Origin of the sequence: Nocardiopsis protaetiae (assembly GCF_045446735.1) — a bacterium.
Classification (GTDB): Bacteria; Actinomycetota; Actinomycetes; order Streptosporangiales; family Streptosporangiaceae; genus Nocardiopsis; species Nocardiopsis protaetiae.
On the sequence record NZ_JBJJBV010000162.1, the window covers coordinates 1 to 15,841 of the forward strand.

Here is a 15,841-nt window from a genome sequence, read left to right on the forward strand (position 1 = left end):
CCGGGCCCGTGCCGGGTGTCGGGGGCCGGGTCAGCCGACCCCGGCTCCGCCCTCCGGGTCGAGCACGCCGGAGAAGACGAGCACGAGGATGAGGATGCCGAGCGCGATGCGGTAGTACACGAACGGCATGAAGCTGTGCGTGGAGATGAACTTCATCAGCCAGGCGATGACGATGTAGCCGACCACGAACGCCACGATCGTACCGACGATGGTGGCGGTCCAGCCCGCGTAGCCGCCGTCGCCGATGTCGAGCATCTTGTACAGGCCGGAGGCGAACACCGCGGGCAGCGCGATGAGGAACGCGAACTCGGCGGCGGCCGGGCGGTTGAAGCCCAGCAGGCGGCCGCCGGTGATGGTGGCGCCCGAGCGGGAGACGCCCGGGATCAGCGCCAGGGTCTGGAAGAGGCCGAAGGTGATGCCGCGGCCCAGGGTGAGGTCCTCCAGCTCCCGCTCGCGGCGGGCGAAGTGGTCGACGGCGCCCAGGATGAGGCCGAAGACGATGAGGGTGAGCGCGATCAGGCGCAGGTCGCGGAAGGCGCTGTCGATCTGGTCTTCCAGGAGCAGGCCCAGGACGCCGATGGGGATGGTGGCCAGGATGACGTACCAGCCGATGCGGGCGTTGACGTCACCGCGCAGGTCGCGGTTGACCAGGGAGCGCAGCCAGGTGGACATGACGGCCCAGATCCGCTTGCGGAAGTAGAGCACCACCGCGAGTTCGGTGCCGATCTGGGTGACGGCGGTGAAGGCCGCACCGGGGTCGGGCCACTGGAAGAAGGCCGCGAACACACGCAGGTGGGCGCTGGAGGACACGGGCAGGAACTCGGTGAGTCCCTGGATGAGGCCGAGGACGACCGCCTCGAAGATGGACACTCGGTTTCGGACTTTCCTTGACGGTCCGGCACGAGGGGGCGCCGGAGCACTGCTGGGGCTTTCCTCCTGAGAACCGGGGGCCGGGGCCTCGGGGGGAGTGCGGCGGTAGCGGTACAGAACCGCTCCGGCCCGCGCGGACGGCGCGGTGAACGTCCCCGGTCAGGGCTTGGACGAGGATACGCCGTGAGGATGTACAGCGGGCCGACTTGGAATGAACACGGTACTCTCCGCCGCATGGAACAGCGACAGGTGGGCCGATCGGGACTCTGGGTGTCCCGCACCGCCCTCGGCACGATGACCTGGGGCAAGGACACCTCCGAAGAGGAGGCCGGACAGCAGCTCACCGCGTTCGTCGACGCGGGCGGCACACTCGTGGACACCGCGGACATCTACACGGGCGGGCAGAGCGAGCGGATCCTGGGCCGCCTGCTGCGCGCCGCGGTGCGCCGCGAGGATGTGGTGGTCGCCACCAAGAGCGGTCACACCCCGGAGGGGTACCGGCCGGTGGACGCCTCCCGCCGCCACCTGCTGGCGTCGCTGGACGCCTCGCTGCGGCGGTTGCAGACCGACTACGTGGACCTGTGGCAGCTGCACGTCTTCGACCCGGCGACGCCGCCGGAGGAGACGCTGGCGGCGATGGAGTCGGCGGTCACCGCGGGCAAGGCCCGCTACGTGGGGACCGGCGACCTGGACGCCTGGCAGTTCGCCACGCTGGCGACCTGGCAGCGGGCGCGGCCGGGCCGGGTGCCGCTGGTGAGCGCGGGCGCCGAGTACTCGCTGCTCAACCGGGGCGCGGACGACGACCTGCGGCCCGCGGCGGCGGCGGCCGGGGCGCACCTGCTGGCGTGGGCGCCGCTGGGCCGGGGGGTGCTCAGCGCCAAGTACCGGACCGGGACGCCGGCGAGCTCGCGGGCGGCGTTCCCGCACATGGCGTCGTACGTGGAGCCGTACCTGGACGACCGCAGCCGCCGGGTGGTGGAGTCGGTGTGCACGGCGGCGGAGGGGCTGGGCGTGCCGCCGCTGGCGGTGGCGCTGAGCTGGGCGCGCGACCAGGAGGGGGTGGCGGCGGCCGTGGTGGGTCCGCGCACCCTGGCGCAGCTGGAGCAGGTGCTGGGTGTGGAGGGTGTGGAGCTGCCGCCGGAGATCCGGGACGCGCTGGACGACGCCACGGCGGCCGGGCGCCGCTGAGGCACCCGGCCGCCGGGACACGCGGCCGCGGGGGTCAGTCCCCGGCGGGTTCGATCGGGAAGTTCTGGTCGAACACCCGGTGCGGGTCGTACTGCGCCTTGATCTCACGCAGCCGGGAGAGGGTGGGCTCGGGGAAGGCCAGGGACAGCACCTCGGGTCCGGTGCGGGTGTCGAAGCTCAGGTACATCCCGTCGATCGCCCCGTCCAGGGCGGCCCAGCGCTCGTCGAGGCGGTCGGCGGTGCGCGGCGAGGCCAGGGCCGCCAGGGACTGGGCCTGGTGGCGGTGGGCGTAGGCGGTGGCGTCGGCGGGGACGTCGTTGACGGCCCCGCCCACCTGGCGCAGCTGCATGAAGTAGGTCGCCCCGGAGGCGAGCATGCCCGCCAGGGTCCGGGCCGTCTCCTCGGTGATGTCGGTGAGCAGCCCCGAACGGCTCGCCGGGACCCCGGCCCCCTGGTGGGGCCCCTCGTCGAAGGGCAGGACCCCGGCGTAGGGCAGCAGTTGGGCCTGCTGGTCCAGGACCGGCCCCGCCTTGAGGAAGGGCTCCAGGGCGGCGACGGCGGCGTCGGTGTCGTCCCCGGCGTAGACCACCATGGCCTGGGCCACGGGCCCGGAGCCGCCCCGTCCGGGCCCGGTGGTGAGGAACGCGGTGACCTCGCGGGGCGCGGCGGCGGTGATCTCGCCCCAGGTGCGCAGGAACGCGGTGGCGTTGGAGGCGTCGTAGGCGAATCGCGCCATGACGACGTCGCCGACGGGGTCGGCGACGGCCTCCACCGAGGTGAGCACCCCGAAGTTGGCCCCGGCGCCGCGCATCGCCCAGAACAGGTCCGGGTTCTCGTCGGCGGAGGCGCGCAGGATGCGGCCGTCGGCGGTGACGACCTCCATCGCGGTGATGTGGTCGATGGTCAGGCCGTGGGCGCGGGCCATGTACCCGAGGCCGCCGGTGGTGGAGATGCCGCCCACGCCGACGCCCCCGTAGTCGCCGGAGCTGATCGCCAGGCCCAGCGGGCCGAGTGTGTTCGCCACCTGGCCCCAGCGGGCCCCGGCGCCCAGGCGGACCGTGCGGGTCGCGGGGTCCAGGACCTCGACGGCGTTCATCCGGGACAGGTCGACGATGACGCCGCCGTCGTTGGTGGAGCGGCCGCTGATGCCGTGGCCGCCGCTGCGCACGTTGAGCGGGACGTCCTGGTCCAGGGCGTAGCCCAGGGCCCGGGCGACCTGGTCGGCGTTCTCCGGGCGCAGGACCAGGCCGGGTCTCCCGTTCTGCATGTAGCCGTGGCGGACCCGGGTGTAGGCGCGGTCGCCGGGTTCGACGGCGTGGTCGCGCAGCTCCTCGGGGACGGCGTCGTAGTCGATGCCGGGGCGGCGGGCGGCCAGGGCCGCGGCGGGGCGGACCGGGCCGGTGGCGGTTCCGGCGGAGGCGCGCTCCTTCTCGACGGCCTCGCGCAGGGCGGGGGCGATCTCGGCGCCGAACGCCTGGATGGTGCGCGGTTCGTCGCCGCCCAGGATGAACGTGCTGAACCCGTGCTCCAGGACCAGCGGCAGCAGGTCGTCGACCCACTGGTCGGCGGGGCCCTGGAGGAAGCCGCGGCCGGTGGGCAGCACGGCGCCGCCCATCAGGTTGAGCATGCGGCGGACCTGGCGCGGGTCGCGCCCGGCCTCCAGGGCGGCCTCGTCGATGATCCTGTTGGAGCGGGGCATCTCGGCGATCTCGATGTAGCCCAGGCTGGGCAGCCAGCCGTCGGCCTTGGCGCCGGTGAGGCGGAGCATGCGGGGCTTGTAGGCGCCCAGGTCGATCGAGATGTCGTGGGCGGGCGCGGGTCCGCGCTTCATGCCCGCGACCCGGTGGTGCTTCCCGTCCACGCGGACGCCGCCGCGGGCGTCGGTGTCCCAGGCCTGGCGGATGACGTCGATGGCCTCGGAGAGGGCGTCCACGCCCTGGCCGGGGGTGAGCTTGGGGCCGCCCATGGCGGCGATGCCGTCCCAGAAGGCGCCGGCGCCCAGGCCGAGTTCGAAGCGGCCGCCCGAGAGCAGGTCCAGGGAGGCCGCCTGGCGGGCGATCATCGCCGGTCCGCGCAGCGGCAGGTGCAGGACGTTGCCGGAGACCGAGATGCGGCTGGTCCGGGCGGCGACCCAGGTGAGCAGGGTCCAGGTGTCCAGGAAGCCGGGGTTGTAGGGGTGGTCCTGGTAGGTGGCCAGGTCGAGGCCGGCGGCCTCGGTGAGCTCGGCCAGGGCGACGGCGCGTTCGGGGTCACCGGCCGAGGGCGTGATGAAGGTACCGAACCGGAGCGGGTGTCCGTAGTCGGTCATGGTGCTGTGTCTCCTCGGAGGGACGGTCGGAGGTCCGTGGCCCGGACACCCGGAAGATAGTTTGTGGAGCAAATGATGTTCTGCACAACTCATATTACGGCAAACCTATTCCTGGTAGTCTCGGGGGCATGACGACATCGAGCCACGAGAGCGCGCCGGCCCGCACCGACGGGCCTGCACCCGACCTGGGCTGGTCGCTGGCCGTGGTGCTCCAGCGCTGGCACGAGCGGGTGGGGGAACTGCTCGCCGACGTCCCGCACGGCAGCCGCGGCTACCACGTGCTCGTCGCCTGCGCCGACTCCGAGGCCTCCACCCAGGCCGCGCTCGCCGAGCGCCTGCTCATCGACCGCAGCGTGATGACCTACGTCCTGGACGACCTGGAGGCCGCCGACCTGGTGGCGCGCCGGGTGGACGAGAACGACCGCCGGGTCCGGCGGGTGTGCGTCACCGAACACGGCCGCGCGGTGCTGGCCGACCTGGCCGCGCGGGTGGGCCACGTGGAGCAGCACGTCCTGGCCGGGCTGGACGACGCGACCCGCGCCCTGTTCTGCGCCGCGGCCCGCACCGCCGCCGTCGCCATCCAGGAGACCTCGCCCGACCTGGACCCCTGCGCCGCGGTGCGCACGGTCGTCGGCGACGCCCCGGCCGCGCGCCGGGCCCCGCGCCGCGGCCGTGCCCGCTCCTGAGCCCGCCCGGCGCCGGCCCGCCCGGCCTGTCCAGCGCCCCCGGCGTCCACAGGCCGCTCCGGGGTGCCCCGGACGTCGTCACCTCTCGGTAGGCTCCTGGGAGCACGAGCACGAGCACGAGCACGAGCACGAGATCGAGGGGGATCGGCCCAGGTGTCCGAGGCAGTCGAACAGGTCAGCGCCGTCCTACAGGGCATGGAGGCCCCGCCCGCCCTGGCACCGCGGCTGCTGGCCGCGCTGGGCCCGACGGCCGCGGCCGACCTGGCCGCCGACCCGTGGCTGCTGCTGCGCCTGCCGCAGGTGACCGTGGAGCAGGCCGACTACTGCGCCCGCCGAGCCCTGGGCGAGGCCGCCCGCCCCGACGACCCGCGCCGCCTGGCCGCGCTGACCGCGTACACGCTGCGCACCGCCGCCGCCCGCGGGCACACCGCGGTGGAGGAGAAGCGCCTGGCCGCGCTGGTGGGCCGCCTGGGGGTGCAGGCCCCGGCCCGCGCCCTGGAGGCCGCCGTGGAGTCCGGCGCCTCGGCGGTGTTCGAGAGCACCGACGACTCCGACGACGACTTCGACTTCGAGGAGGGCGGGGTCCCGGACCTGCCCGAACCCGAGCGGTTCCACGCCCTGCCCGACCTGGGCGAGGCCGAGCAGCGGCTGGGCGGGCACCTGGTGCGGCTCATCTCCGCCAACGACCCCGTCATGGACTCGGCCACCGCTGCCGAGACCGTCGACGCCGCCTGTGAGAAGGGCGGGTTCACCGTCACCGAGCACACCCGCGCGGCGCTGGTCACGGTCGCCCTGCGGCCGGTGACGGTGCTCTGGCACGGGCCCGGCGAGGCCGCCGAGACCGCGCGCGCCCTGCTGTGCCTGGCCGCGATCGCCGACGACAGCCAGGTGGGCGTCACCGTGGTGGCGCCCACCGCGCAGACCGCCGCCGCCGTGGCCGCCGACCTGGCCGCGGTGGCCCAGGGCGACCCGGGGGTGCGCGTGCTCTCCCTGGCCGCCGCGCTGCGGGAGGGACCGCTGTCGTCGGGGCTGGTGGTGCTGTGCGAGTCGATGGCGGTGGGCACCGCCCGCGCCGCCGACCTGGCCGCCGCCTGCGCCGACGGTGCGCACCTGGTGCTGCTCGCCGACCCCCGTCAGGCCCCCTCGGCCGCCCCGGGCCGGGTCGCCGAGGACATCGTGCGCTCGCGCACCGCCCACACCGCCGAGATCGCCGCCCCCGAGGAGGACGGCCCCGGCCCCCTGGCCGCGCTGGCGCTGGCCGTGTCCGAGGGCGAGGTGCCCCAGGTGGACGCGCCCGGCCGCGAGGTGGTGCGGGTCCCCGCCGCCTCGGCGGAGGAGGCCGCCCACCGGGTCGTGCAGCTGGTCACCGACTCCATCCCGCGCGCCCTGGGCATCCCCGCCGGGGACGTGCGGGTGGTCACCGCCCGCGAGGACGGCCCGGCCGGGGCCCGCGCGCTCAACACCGCCTGCAAGGAGCGGCTGAACCCGGGGCCGGGCGCCCTGGGCGGGTTCGACCCCGGCGACGCGGTGCTACTGGTGGCCGCGGGACCCGGGTACGGCCCGGGCGACACCGGGGTGCTGCGCGGCCCCGTCGAGGGCGGCGTGAGGGTGGAGCTGGCCGGCGGGGCCGAGGTCACCGTCACCGACCCGGCGGCGCTGCGCCCGGGGTGGGCGCTCACCGTGGGCGCCGCCCACGGCGGCCGCTGGCCCGCCGTGGTGGGCGTGTTCCCGCCCGACGTGCCGGTGTCGCGCCCCCGGGTGTACACCGTGCTGACCCGCGCCGTCCGCCACGTGTCCCTGGTGGACGCCACCGGCGGCGCGCTGGAGACCGGGGTGCGCGACACCCTGGCCCCCGACCGCGTCACCCGGCTGGTGCAGATCCTGCGCGAGGGGTGACCCCCGGGGGTCGGCCGGTCGGCCCCGGCCGTCGGGCTCAGGCGAGGACGCGCTGTACCTCCAGCATGCGCTCCACCACACGGAACCCGAAGCGGTCGTTGACCGCGCGCATCGGGGCGTTGTCGGGGTCCACCCAGGTGCGGACCACCTTCGCGTCGGGGAACTCCCGGGCCAGCACCTCCAGGTTGCGGCGCTTGAGCGCGACGCCCAGGCCGTGGCCGCGGTGGGCGCGCATCACCAGGGTGTCGTCCTGGTAGACCTCGCCCGCGCCCTCGACGGGGACGAGCAGGAGGCTGTACCCGGCCCACTCCCCCGCCTGCGTGCGGGCGACGGAGACGACGGTGGCGTAGCCCTGGCCGGCCCGGCGGGCGTCCTCCGCCCGGAGGCGTTCGGGGTCCCACACCTCCGGTTCCGTGTCCAGCTCGCCCGTCGGCACGTCGCGTTCCATGGCCGTGCGCATCCGCGCGTAGGACTCCAGGTACTCCTCCGGGCAGGGCCCGGTCCAGGTGTGCAGCCGGTGGCCGGCGGACGCCTCGGGCAGGGCGGCGAGCCTCTCCCGCGGCACCGGCAGGTCCAGGACCAGGTAGTCCTCCTCGTGGACCGTGTCGAACCCGTGGGCGCGGGCGAACCGGGCGCCGGGCCAGTCCTCGGGCGTGTGCCCGCCGGGCACGTAGACCTCGCCGGTGGCGGTGGTGCGTCCCTCCTCGGCCATGGCCTCCCGGGCCAGGCCGATCAGGCGCGCCCCCAGCCCCCGGCCGCGGTGGCCGGGGACCACGGACACGTCCACCTCGGCCAGGTGCCGGTTCTCCAGGTCGGGCAGGTCCACCATCAGCGTTCCGACGGTGCGGCCGTCCTCGACCGCGGCGTACAACCGGTGGTGCCGGTCGTCGCGGGGCGCGAGCATGCCCGCGAGGTCGGGGTAGCCCATGACCGCGGCCTCGGGCCTGCCGTGCGTGGCGGCCTCCACCAGGGCGGCGTGCCAGGCCCGCAGGGCGGCCTCGTCGGCGGGGTCGATCGGGGTGATCATCGAAGGGTGTCCTCTCGTCCGGTCGATGGCGCGGTGACGGGTTCGCCGAACCCGCGCAACCGCGGAGACGTCATTGCGGTCAGTGTCGCGGCCAGGCCCAGGAGGCCGGCGCACACCAGGAAGAGGGCGGTGGCACCGGTCTTCCCGGTGCCCAGCAGCGCCGCCGGCGCGCCGCCCGCGTCCGCGAACAGCGGTGTCAGCGCGTAGTCCACGACGGGACCGGCGACGAGCAGTCCCAGCGGCAGGGACGACTGTGCCAGCAGGCGGCGGGCCCCGAAGACCCGGCCCTGCCACTCCTCGGGAACGTGGGTCTGCCAGATGGCCTGGTACGCGGAGTTGACCGCGGGGAGCACGGCCCCGGCCGCCAGGGCCGAGGCGATCCACAGCCAGGGGGTCCAGGCCAGCCCCATCAGGAGGGGGCCGACGACCGAGCCGGCGGCCATGCCGGCCAGTACGAGCGTCATCCGGCGGACCCGGTCCCCCACCGCGCTCACGGTCAGGGCCCCCAGGACGCCGCCCACGCCGCCCGCGGCCAGGACCACGCCCAGGACGGCGTGGTCGTCCCCGCTGCGCAGCATGATCAGCGGGGTGGTCAGGGCGTAGGAGACCGCCCCGGAGAAGTTGAGCACGAAGAACAGGCCCAGCAGGACCGCCAGGGGGCGGCTGCGGGCGATGTAGGAGAAGCCGAACACCAGGTCGGCGCGGAACACCGCCCACGAGCGCCGCTCCTCCCCGTCCCCCTCCTCCCCGGCGGGGGCCGGGCGCGGGGTGGGGGTCGCCAGCAGGACCGTCGCCGCGAACAGGAACGTCGCCAGGTCCAGGACCAGGACCACCGACAGGTCGGTCATCGCCAGCAGCACACCGCCCAGGGCGGGGGCGAGGATCTCCGCCCCGGGGTCGGCCAGGGAGACCATCCCGTTGGCGCGGACCAGCCGTTCCTCCACGACCAGGAGCGGGATCAGCGCCATGTAGCCCACCAGGTGCAGGGACTCCATGACCCCCTCGACCACGGCGATGACGTACAGGTGCCAGATCTCCAGGTTCCCCGTGAGGTACAGCGTCAGGACGGTGGCCGACGTGACGGCGAGGACGCCGTCGCCGATCAGGACGGCGGCCCGCGGGCCGATGCGGTCCACGAGCACGCCGGCCACCGGGGCCATGGCCAGCCCCGGAGCCAGGGACAGCAGGGTGAGCAGCGCGAACAGGGTCGCCGAACCGGACTCGCCCCACACCCACAGGGTGACGGCGAACCAGGCCGTGCCCGAGCCGATCGCGGAGAGGAACTGCCCCGACCACACCAGGGAGAAGCGTCTCATGCCGCCCTAGACCGCCTCGCCGGGCAGCCCGCCGGCCCGGTGCGGCAGCGGGGGGATGGTCACGAGGGTGTAGCGCTCCTCGGAGGCGACGGGGTCGACCCAGTGCCAGGCCTGCGGGTCGTGCGCGATGAAGGTCCCCGCGCGGTCGGGGACGAACACCATGGTCCCGGCGTCGTGCTGGGCGTTGAGCCCGTCCGACTCCGACGTGGTGAGCATGTACAGGCCCTGTTGCAGCGAGTCCCGGTGCGGCAGCACGTAGTCCCCGCGGTCGTACCGGTTGACCTGCACGTAGTAGTCGGCCGTCGGCGTCCCCTCCGGGATGATGGCCGCGAAGATCGCCGCCCGCAGGTCGTCGGGCATCCGCGCCGACTGCAGGACGTGGTACCGGTCGTCGTCCTCGTACTCGGAGTCCCGGTAGGGGTCGAAGGGGTCCGTTCCCGGGGGCCGCGGCGGGGCGGCGGGGTCGGGGTGGTCGGTGAACAGGTGCCGGTGGCGGCGGGCGAGGGCGACGATGCCCGCGCAGTCGGCGACCACGTCGGGGATCACGGTCAACGGCTTCATCGCACTCCCATCAGAACGCTGTACCGGGGCGCCCCGCGCACCGGGCTCACCCACGCCCACGCCCCCGGCGGCAGGAGCAGTCCCGTGCCCGCCCGGTCCAGCAGGCGTTCGAACCGGTCGCCGGTCCAGGCGGTGATCCCGTCGGTGTCGGAGTCCGCCAGGGGGAAGGTGAGCGCCCAGGCCCCGGCCACGGTGTCGCCGACCCGGCGGGGCAGGGTGAAGTCGCCGACGTCGTGGCGGTGGACGCGCAGGGTGGCGGGGTCGGGGGTGCCCGGCAGGTGGGCGGCGGCCGCGACCAGGCGCTCGCGCAGCCCCGGGTCGCCGACGGGCAGGTCGGTGAACCGGGAGCGGGCGCCGGTGAGGTCCTCCGGGTCCGTGGGCGCCGGGTCCGCCAGGGCCGCCCGCACCTCCTCCAGCAGGGTGGGGGCGACGGGGACGTCCGTCGTCCCGCCGGTGAGGATCATCGTGTTCTCCTTCACTCCAGATCGGTCAGGTCCACGGGGACGGCGTCGGGGTGGGCCCGGCGCAGGGAGTCGGTGTCGGGGTGGGCGGCCACCTCCAGCAGCAGTTCCAGCACCGCGTCGCGACCCCAGCCCGCCCGGGCGCCCATGGCCACCTTGAACAGCCCCCGTCCCTCTTTGAGGGACGGGACGATGCACTCGAAGCGGTGGGCGCGGAACCCGAAGCTCGACCCGTGCGCGAAGGGCAGTCCCCGGCGGCCCGCCTCGGCGCGCAGCACGCCGAGCAGGAGCCCGTGGTGGTCGAGCCGGTCCTCGCGCAGGTGGCACACGACGAAGGGGGCCTGGGCCCACGGTGCGCCCGGCCCGCCGGACAGCGCGGGGTGGGCGATCCGGGAGAAGAGCCGCCCCTCCCCCGCCGTGTCGGCGAGCAGCCGGGCGGCCAGGGCGTTGTTGCGCAGGACGGCGCGGGCGTGGTCGCGGGCGGCCGCGCGGTCCAGGACGAACGGGGCGCTGAGCACGGACAGGGCCTCCAGGGAGAGCCCGGACCCGGTGACGGTGCGCATCTTGCGCAGGTAGGCGGCCAGGTCGGCGACCGGCGGCAGCACCGGGTCGTCCCGGCGGGAGTACAGGGAGGCGACCCCCAGGTTGCCGAGTTCGAGCCCGCGCTGGTCGAGTTTGAGGCCGGAGCGGACCTCGACCGCAAGGACGCCCGGGTCACCGACCGCCTCGACGAACCGCTCCATCGGCCAGACCGGTGAGACGAGGGTGGAGTCCACCACGACCAGCCCGGGGCCGCCGCGCGGGCGCCCCCGCCAGGCGGACAGGAGCGCGGGCAGGTCCAGCGCCTCCAGCTCCCACTCGTAGCGGACGGGTTCGATGAGCAGGACGTCCACCTCGCCGGCGGCGAGCGCGGCGCGCAGTTCCTCCTGGGTGGCGGCGCGGCGCCAGCGCAGGCCGTCGTCGCCGAGCAGGTCGAGCAGGACCCCGGTCTCGTAGTAGGCGCCCCACATGAGGAGGTTCAGCGGGCGGTCCGACGTGGGCCGGGTCAGGCCCCGGTAGCCCTGGAGGACCCCGGCGATGGCGGCCATGCCGCTGGAGTGGACGACATGGGCGGCCTCGTGGTGGGGGAGGTCGCCGTCCTGGGCGGCGAGGCGGTCCTCCAGCGCGTGGCACTCGATGTTGCGCTCGTAGCTGTGCGCGGAGGGGCGGCCGAACGGCAGGGCCATGGGGGTGCCCAGGGGCGGGGACTTGTACAGCGGGTCGGTGAAGCCGTGGGCGTGGCGGAGCCACATCGCGCGCAGTTCGGCCTCCGCCCGGTCGAGCGCCGCCTCGGCCCCGGGGCCCCGGTGTCCGGCCAGGGCGGCGACCCCCGCCCGCCACGGCCCGGCCGGGTCCTCCCCGTCCCCGGTCGGGGGGAAGAGGGTGTCGGCGAGGGCGAGCAGGGCGAGGACGTCGGGGTTCCCCTGCTCGGGCGCGGTCCCCGCGCGCTCGGCCGCCTCCGTCGTCCGGGTCATGTGCTCCGCCTTCCGTCCGTGTGCACCACGTCTTCGCGCGGCGGCCCCCAGCCGTGCAGGTCGCGCGCCATCGCGGCGGTGTAGGCCCCGGCCGCGTTGAAGACCAGCCGGTCCCCGGGCCGCGGGTCGGCCAGCGCGACGTCCTCGGCCAGTACGTCGTTCTCGTAGCAGGTCACCCCGCCGATGAGGTGGGGGCGGGCCGGGCCGTCCCGCTCCGGCAGGCGGGCCACCACCCGGGGGCTCCCCCAGGTGAAGAGGTTCCATCCGGAGGCGTCGGCGACGGCGTACCCCGGGCCGCCGGGGAGGCGCCCGACGGAGCGCAGGGAGACCACGAGGTAGCCGGCCAGGGCGGTCGTCAGCATGCCGGGTTCGACGAGGACCCGCACGGGGGTCCCGGCCAGGCGTTCGGCGACGCGCTTCCACGCCTGCCGGGCCCGCTGCCGGTCGGTGTACAGCGTGGTGAGCCCGCCGCCCAGGTTGAGTTCGCGCACGTGGGGGAAGACGCGCAGGCAGGCGAGCAGCGCCGAGGCCAGCAGGTCGGCCCGGTCGGGTGTGGCGATCTCACCGCTGTGGACGTGCAGGCGCACCACCCGCGCCCCGGTGTCGGCGAGCGCCCGGTGGAGCGCGGGATCGGCGGGGTCGACACCGAACCGGCTCGCGCGGCGGCCGCTGGTGCGGTCCTGTTCGGCCATCGGGACGCGCAGGCGCAGTCCGATCTCCGCCGGGGCGGGCCGGGCGGCGAACAGGGCGCGCAGCTGGTCGACGCCGTCGACGTCGACCAGCGCCCCCTCGGCCGCCATCGCGGCCAGTTCGGCGCCGGTCAGGCCCGGGCCGGTGGCGCTGACCGGGTCCATGCCCGCGTCCCGGGCCGCCCGCCACTCCGCCGGTGAGGCGACGTCGGCGCCCACGCCCAGTCCGGCCAGGTGGCGCAGCAGCGGCGGGAAGCGGTTGGCCTTGAGGGCGAGGAGCAGGACCGGGTCGGGCAGGACGGACAGGTCCTCGCGCAGTTCCCGGACGGTGGCGGTGACCGCGTCCAGGTCGTACAGGAGGGCGGGGGTGTCGGTGGTGCGGGCGGCCCGCAGGAGGGCCTCGCCCGGGCCGGGCGGCACGATCGTCACGTGTCCCCTCCCCGGGCGCCGACGGCGGCGTCGAGGGCGCGCAGCAGCAGGTCCGCGATGATCAGCCCGTCGGTCTCCCCCTCCTGGGGCAGGAACTCGACCACGTCGATCCCGACGACGCGCCGCGCCGAGCACAGGTCGGCCAGGAGTCCGGCCAGCTCCGCGTGGGTGAAGCCGCCGGGCAGGGGCGTCCCGGTGGCGGAGAGCACCGACGGGTCCAGGGCGTCCACGTCGATGGTGAGGTGGTAGGGCAGGTCCTCGGGGAGTTCCGCGAGGATGTCGGCGAGCGGGGTGCGCACGGCCGAGGTACCGGGCCAGCGGCGCAGGGTGTCGTCGGGCAGCGCGGGCGGGTCCTCCAGCTGGCGGACGCCGAACTGGGCGAGGCGGGCCACCCGGGGGTCGCCCACCACCCAGTCCATGACGTTGCCGTGGTGGCAGTGGAGTTCGGCGGCCTCGTCGTCGCCGCGGGGTCGGGCGTAGTCGCCGTGCGCGTCGATGTGCAGCACCCCGAGGGTGCCGTGGACCCCGGCCAGGCCGCGGACGACGGGCAGGGTGATGGAGTGGTCGCCGCCCAGGACGACGGGGAGGCGGCCGTGCTCGGAGAGGCGGCGGACGACGTTCTCCAGGACGGCCCACGTGGGGCCGGCGGAGCGGTGGACGTTGGCGGTCACGTCGCCGATGTCGGCCAGCCGGACCCCGGCCAGCACGCGCCGGCCGGTCACCGGGTCCACGGCCCCGGGCGGCCCGTCCGCGGTGTCGCGGTAGCGGAACAGGGCGCCGCCGGTGCGCCGCAGCTGGGCGGGGCCGAAGCGGCTCCCCGGGCGGTGGGAGGCGCCCAGGTCGTAGGGCATCCCGGCGAAGACGACGTCGCAGGCGTCGCCGCGCAGCGCCTCGGCCACGCTCAGGACCGGGGCGCCGAACATCCCGCCGCGGCCGCCGGGGGTGGGCACGCCGTCCGGGTCGTGCCTGCGCAGCAGGCCGCGCTCGCCCAGGGCCCCGACCAGGGAGCGCAGGCGGGAGCGGTCGGTCCCGTTGCGGGTGGGCAGGCTGGCCGGGGTGCGCGGGACCGCGAAGGCGGCCAGCAGGTCGGCGGTGGCGGGGCCGACCTCCACCTCCCACCCCTCGCGGGTGTGCCACACGGTGGTGCGGCCGCCGTCGGAGCTCCGCAGGGCCAGCAGGGGGTCGGTGACGAGCAGGGTGTCGTCGCCGTAGCGGGTGTCCTCGCCCGGACCGGTCGCGGCGTCGTTCACCGGGCGGCCCCGGCGGTGGCGGGCAGGGTGGTGGCGGGCAGGGCGTCGGCCGGGGTCATCCGCTCGCCGTCGAAGAGGTACTCCCGCGGCGGGGGGATGCGGTTGAACCACCGGGCGTTGGTCATGGTGTAGGCGCCGGCGGCGGTGATGAACAGGCGGTCGCCGCGGCGGCAGCGGGGCACCTCCAGGGCGGTGCGGGCCGCGCCGGGGACGGCCCCGAAGAAGTCGTTCTCGTAGAGGGTGCAGCCGGCCAGCAGGGCGGGTCCGGTGGGCGCGGCCCGGTCCGCGGCCAGGACCTGGGGCCGGTTGTGCCAGGGGGCGAGGTTCCAGGCGGAGGCGTCCAGGGTGACGACGCGGGTGTCGAAGACCGGGTGGCGCTCCTCCACCGACCGCACCCGGGCGACCAGGTAGCCGTAGGGCGTGAGCAGCGCGCCGCCGGGCTCGAAGCGCAGGGCGACCGGGCGGCCGGTGCGCTCCTTCCAGTCGGCGACCAGGGCGGCGGCGTCGGTGAGGGCGGCGATGGCCCCCGCCCGATCCCGGTACAGGTGGAAGAACCCGCCGCCGAGGTCGATGACGCGCACCTCGGGGAGGTGCTCGGCCACGGTGAGCAGGTAGCGGACCTTGTACCGCAGGGAGGCGGGGGTCATCTGCCCGGTGTGGACGTGCAGGCGGGTGACCCGCAGCCGGTGCCGTTCCAGGACCGCCCCGAGCCCGGGGTCGGCGGGTCGGACACCGAAGCGGCTGTCCCCCGCGAAGGTGGCCGTGTCCTCCAGGGAGCGCGGCAGGGTGACGCGCACGCGCAGCCCCACCTCCGTGCCGGGGCGGTGGCGGCCGTGGTCGTCGAGCTGGTCGAGCGAGTCGCAGTCGGGGGTGATCCCGTGCCCGGCCAGGACGTCGAAGTCGGTGCCGGTGAAGACGGGGCCCGTGGCGGAGATCTCGGAGAACCCGGCGGCCAGCGCCAGGTCGAGCTCCCCGGGAGAGGCGACGTCGCAGCCCAGTCCGAGGGCGGCCATCTCCCGGAGCACGGCGGGGGTGTGGCAGGCCTTGAGGGCGAGGTTGAGCCCGGCGTCCGGGATCAGGGCGATGTCCCGGGCCATGGCGTGCACGCCCGCGCGGATGCCGGGCAGGTCGTAGACCAGCGCCGGGGTGGGCAGGTCCTCGGCGAGCGTGAAGAGGAGTTCGCTCGGCGGGGTGAACAGGGGGGCTGGGGGCATCGGCGGTCCTTCACCGGTGGCGGGACCCGCCGGGCCGGCGGCGCCGGCCCGGCGGGCGGTTTCCCTGGGGCTCGGGGAGGGGCGGCTAGTTGGCGCGGGGCCGGCTGCCGCCGAGGGTGCCGAGGTCCATGGTGATCTCGCGGACGTCGGCACCGCCGATCTCACGGATGGACTCGTCGGCGGCCTGCTCGGTCCAGGCGTCGCCGGTGAAGGCGGCGTCGAACTCCTCTTCGAGTTCGGCGAGCTTCATCTGCAGAGTGGGCATGGTTCGTCCTTTCGCCTAAGAGCGTGTTTGAGAAGGGTGGGTCACGGTCCGAGCACTTCGCTCTCACCCGGCCCCAGGCCCTGTGAGCCTGGCCTTCATGACCCGTGAGCCGACCTACCCCTCGGACCTGACCGATGACCAGTGGGCGTTGATCGAGCCCCTGCTCC

General features: G+C 75.4%; 14 protein-coding genes. 3 read left to right on the top strand and 11 right to left on the bottom strand.

Annotation, left to right across the window (positions count from 1 at the left end):
• Positions 1–30: 30 nt before the first annotated feature.
• A complete protein-coding gene (locus tag ACJOT3_RS22560; RefSeq protein ID WP_406975081.1) occupies positions 31–870 on the bottom strand; it encodes an undecaprenyl-diphosphate phosphatase in 840 nt (279 codons plus the stop codon).
• A 234-nt stretch (positions 871–1,104) separates the two neighbouring features.
• On the opposite strand from ACJOT3_RS22560, the gene ACJOT3_RS22565 reads away from it, so the two are divergent.
• Positions 1,105–2,058 (top strand): aldo/keto reductase, encoded by a 954-nt coding sequence (locus ACJOT3_RS22565; protein WP_406975082.1) that lies wholly within the window; start codon positions 1,105–1,107, stop codon positions 2,056–2,058.
• A gap of 34 nt (positions 2,059–2,092) precedes the next feature.
• On the opposite strand, the gene ACJOT3_RS22570 is transcribed toward ACJOT3_RS22565, so the two are convergent.
• Positions 2,093–4,366, bottom strand: coding sequence for an LLM class flavin-dependent oxidoreductase (locus ACJOT3_RS22570; RefSeq protein WP_406975083.1), 2,274 nt, complete (start codon positions 4,364–4,366; stop codon positions 2,093–2,095).
• A 128-nt stretch (positions 4,367–4,494) separates the two neighbouring features.
• On the opposite strand from ACJOT3_RS22570, the gene ACJOT3_RS22575 reads away from it, so the two are divergent.
• Together ACJOT3_RS22575 and ACJOT3_RS22580 are read left to right on the top strand one after the other, a co-directional pair.
• Positions 4,495–5,052: a MarR family winged helix-turn-helix transcriptional regulator gene (locus ACJOT3_RS22575; protein ID WP_406975084.1), complete on the top strand. Its 558-nt coding sequence runs from the start codon at positions 4,495–4,497 to the stop codon at positions 5,050–5,052.
• A gap of 153 nt (positions 5,053–5,205) precedes the next feature.
• Positions 5,206–6,948 (top strand): helix-hairpin-helix domain-containing protein, encoded by a 1,743-nt coding sequence (locus tag ACJOT3_RS22580; protein WP_406975085.1) that lies wholly within the window; start codon positions 5,206–5,208, stop codon positions 6,946–6,948.
• Between the two features lie 37 nt (positions 6,949–6,985).
• Here ACJOT3_RS22580 and ACJOT3_RS22585 read toward each other — a convergent pair whose 3' ends face one another.
• The 9 genes from ACJOT3_RS22585 to ACJOT3_RS22625 all read right to left on the bottom strand — a co-directional run bounded on the left by ACJOT3_RS22585 (position 6,986) and on the right by ACJOT3_RS22625 (position 15,674).
• Positions 6,986–7,975 (bottom strand): GNAT family N-acetyltransferase, encoded by a 990-nt coding sequence (locus ACJOT3_RS22585; protein ID WP_406975086.1) that lies wholly within the window; start codon positions 7,973–7,975, stop codon positions 6,986–6,988.
• Complete coding sequence (locus tag ACJOT3_RS22590; protein WP_406975087.1) at positions 7,972–9,291, bottom strand: MFS transporter; 1,320 nt, start codon at positions 9,289–9,291, stop codon at positions 7,972–7,974. The genes ACJOT3_RS22585 and ACJOT3_RS22590 overlap by 4 nt, the downstream gene beginning before the upstream one ends.
• Positions 9,292–9,297: 6 nt before the next feature.
• Positions 9,298–9,852, bottom strand: a complete 555-nt coding sequence (locus tag ACJOT3_RS22595; protein WP_406975088.1) for a hypothetical protein — start codon at positions 9,850–9,852, stop codon at positions 9,298–9,300.
• Positions 9,849–10,316 carry a hypothetical protein gene (locus ACJOT3_RS22600; RefSeq protein WP_406975089.1) on the bottom strand — a complete coding sequence of 156 codons (468 nt, stop codon included), beginning with the start codon at positions 10,314–10,316 and terminating at the stop codon, positions 9,849–9,851. Before ACJOT3_RS22600 ends, ACJOT3_RS22595 begins: the two co-directional genes overlap by 4 nt.
• Before the next feature lie 11 nt (positions 10,317–10,327).
• A complete protein-coding gene (locus ACJOT3_RS22605; protein WP_406975090.1) occupies positions 10,328–11,827 on the bottom strand; it encodes a hypothetical protein in 1,500 nt (499 codons plus the stop codon).
• A complete protein-coding gene (locus ACJOT3_RS22610; RefSeq protein ID WP_406975091.1) occupies positions 11,824–12,945 on the bottom strand; it encodes a hypothetical protein in 1,122 nt (373 codons plus the stop codon). The genes ACJOT3_RS22605 and ACJOT3_RS22610 overlap by 4 nt, the downstream gene beginning before the upstream one ends.
• Positions 12,942–14,195, bottom strand: a complete 1,254-nt coding sequence (locus tag ACJOT3_RS22615) for an arginase family protein (RefSeq protein ID WP_406975092.1) — start codon at positions 14,193–14,195, stop codon at positions 12,942–12,944. Before ACJOT3_RS22615 ends, ACJOT3_RS22610 begins: the two co-directional genes overlap by 4 nt.
• A complete protein-coding gene (locus ACJOT3_RS22620; RefSeq protein ID WP_406975093.1) occupies positions 14,192–15,409 on the bottom strand; it encodes a diaminopimelate decarboxylase family protein in 1,218 nt (405 codons plus the stop codon). Before ACJOT3_RS22620 ends, ACJOT3_RS22615 begins: the two co-directional genes overlap by 4 nt.
• Positions 15,410–15,494: 85 nt before the next feature.
• Entirely contained in the window at positions 15,495–15,674 is a 180-nt protein-coding gene (locus ACJOT3_RS22625; protein ID WP_406975094.1) for a hypothetical protein, read from the bottom strand.
• Positions 15,675–15,841: the final 167 nt, after the last annotated feature.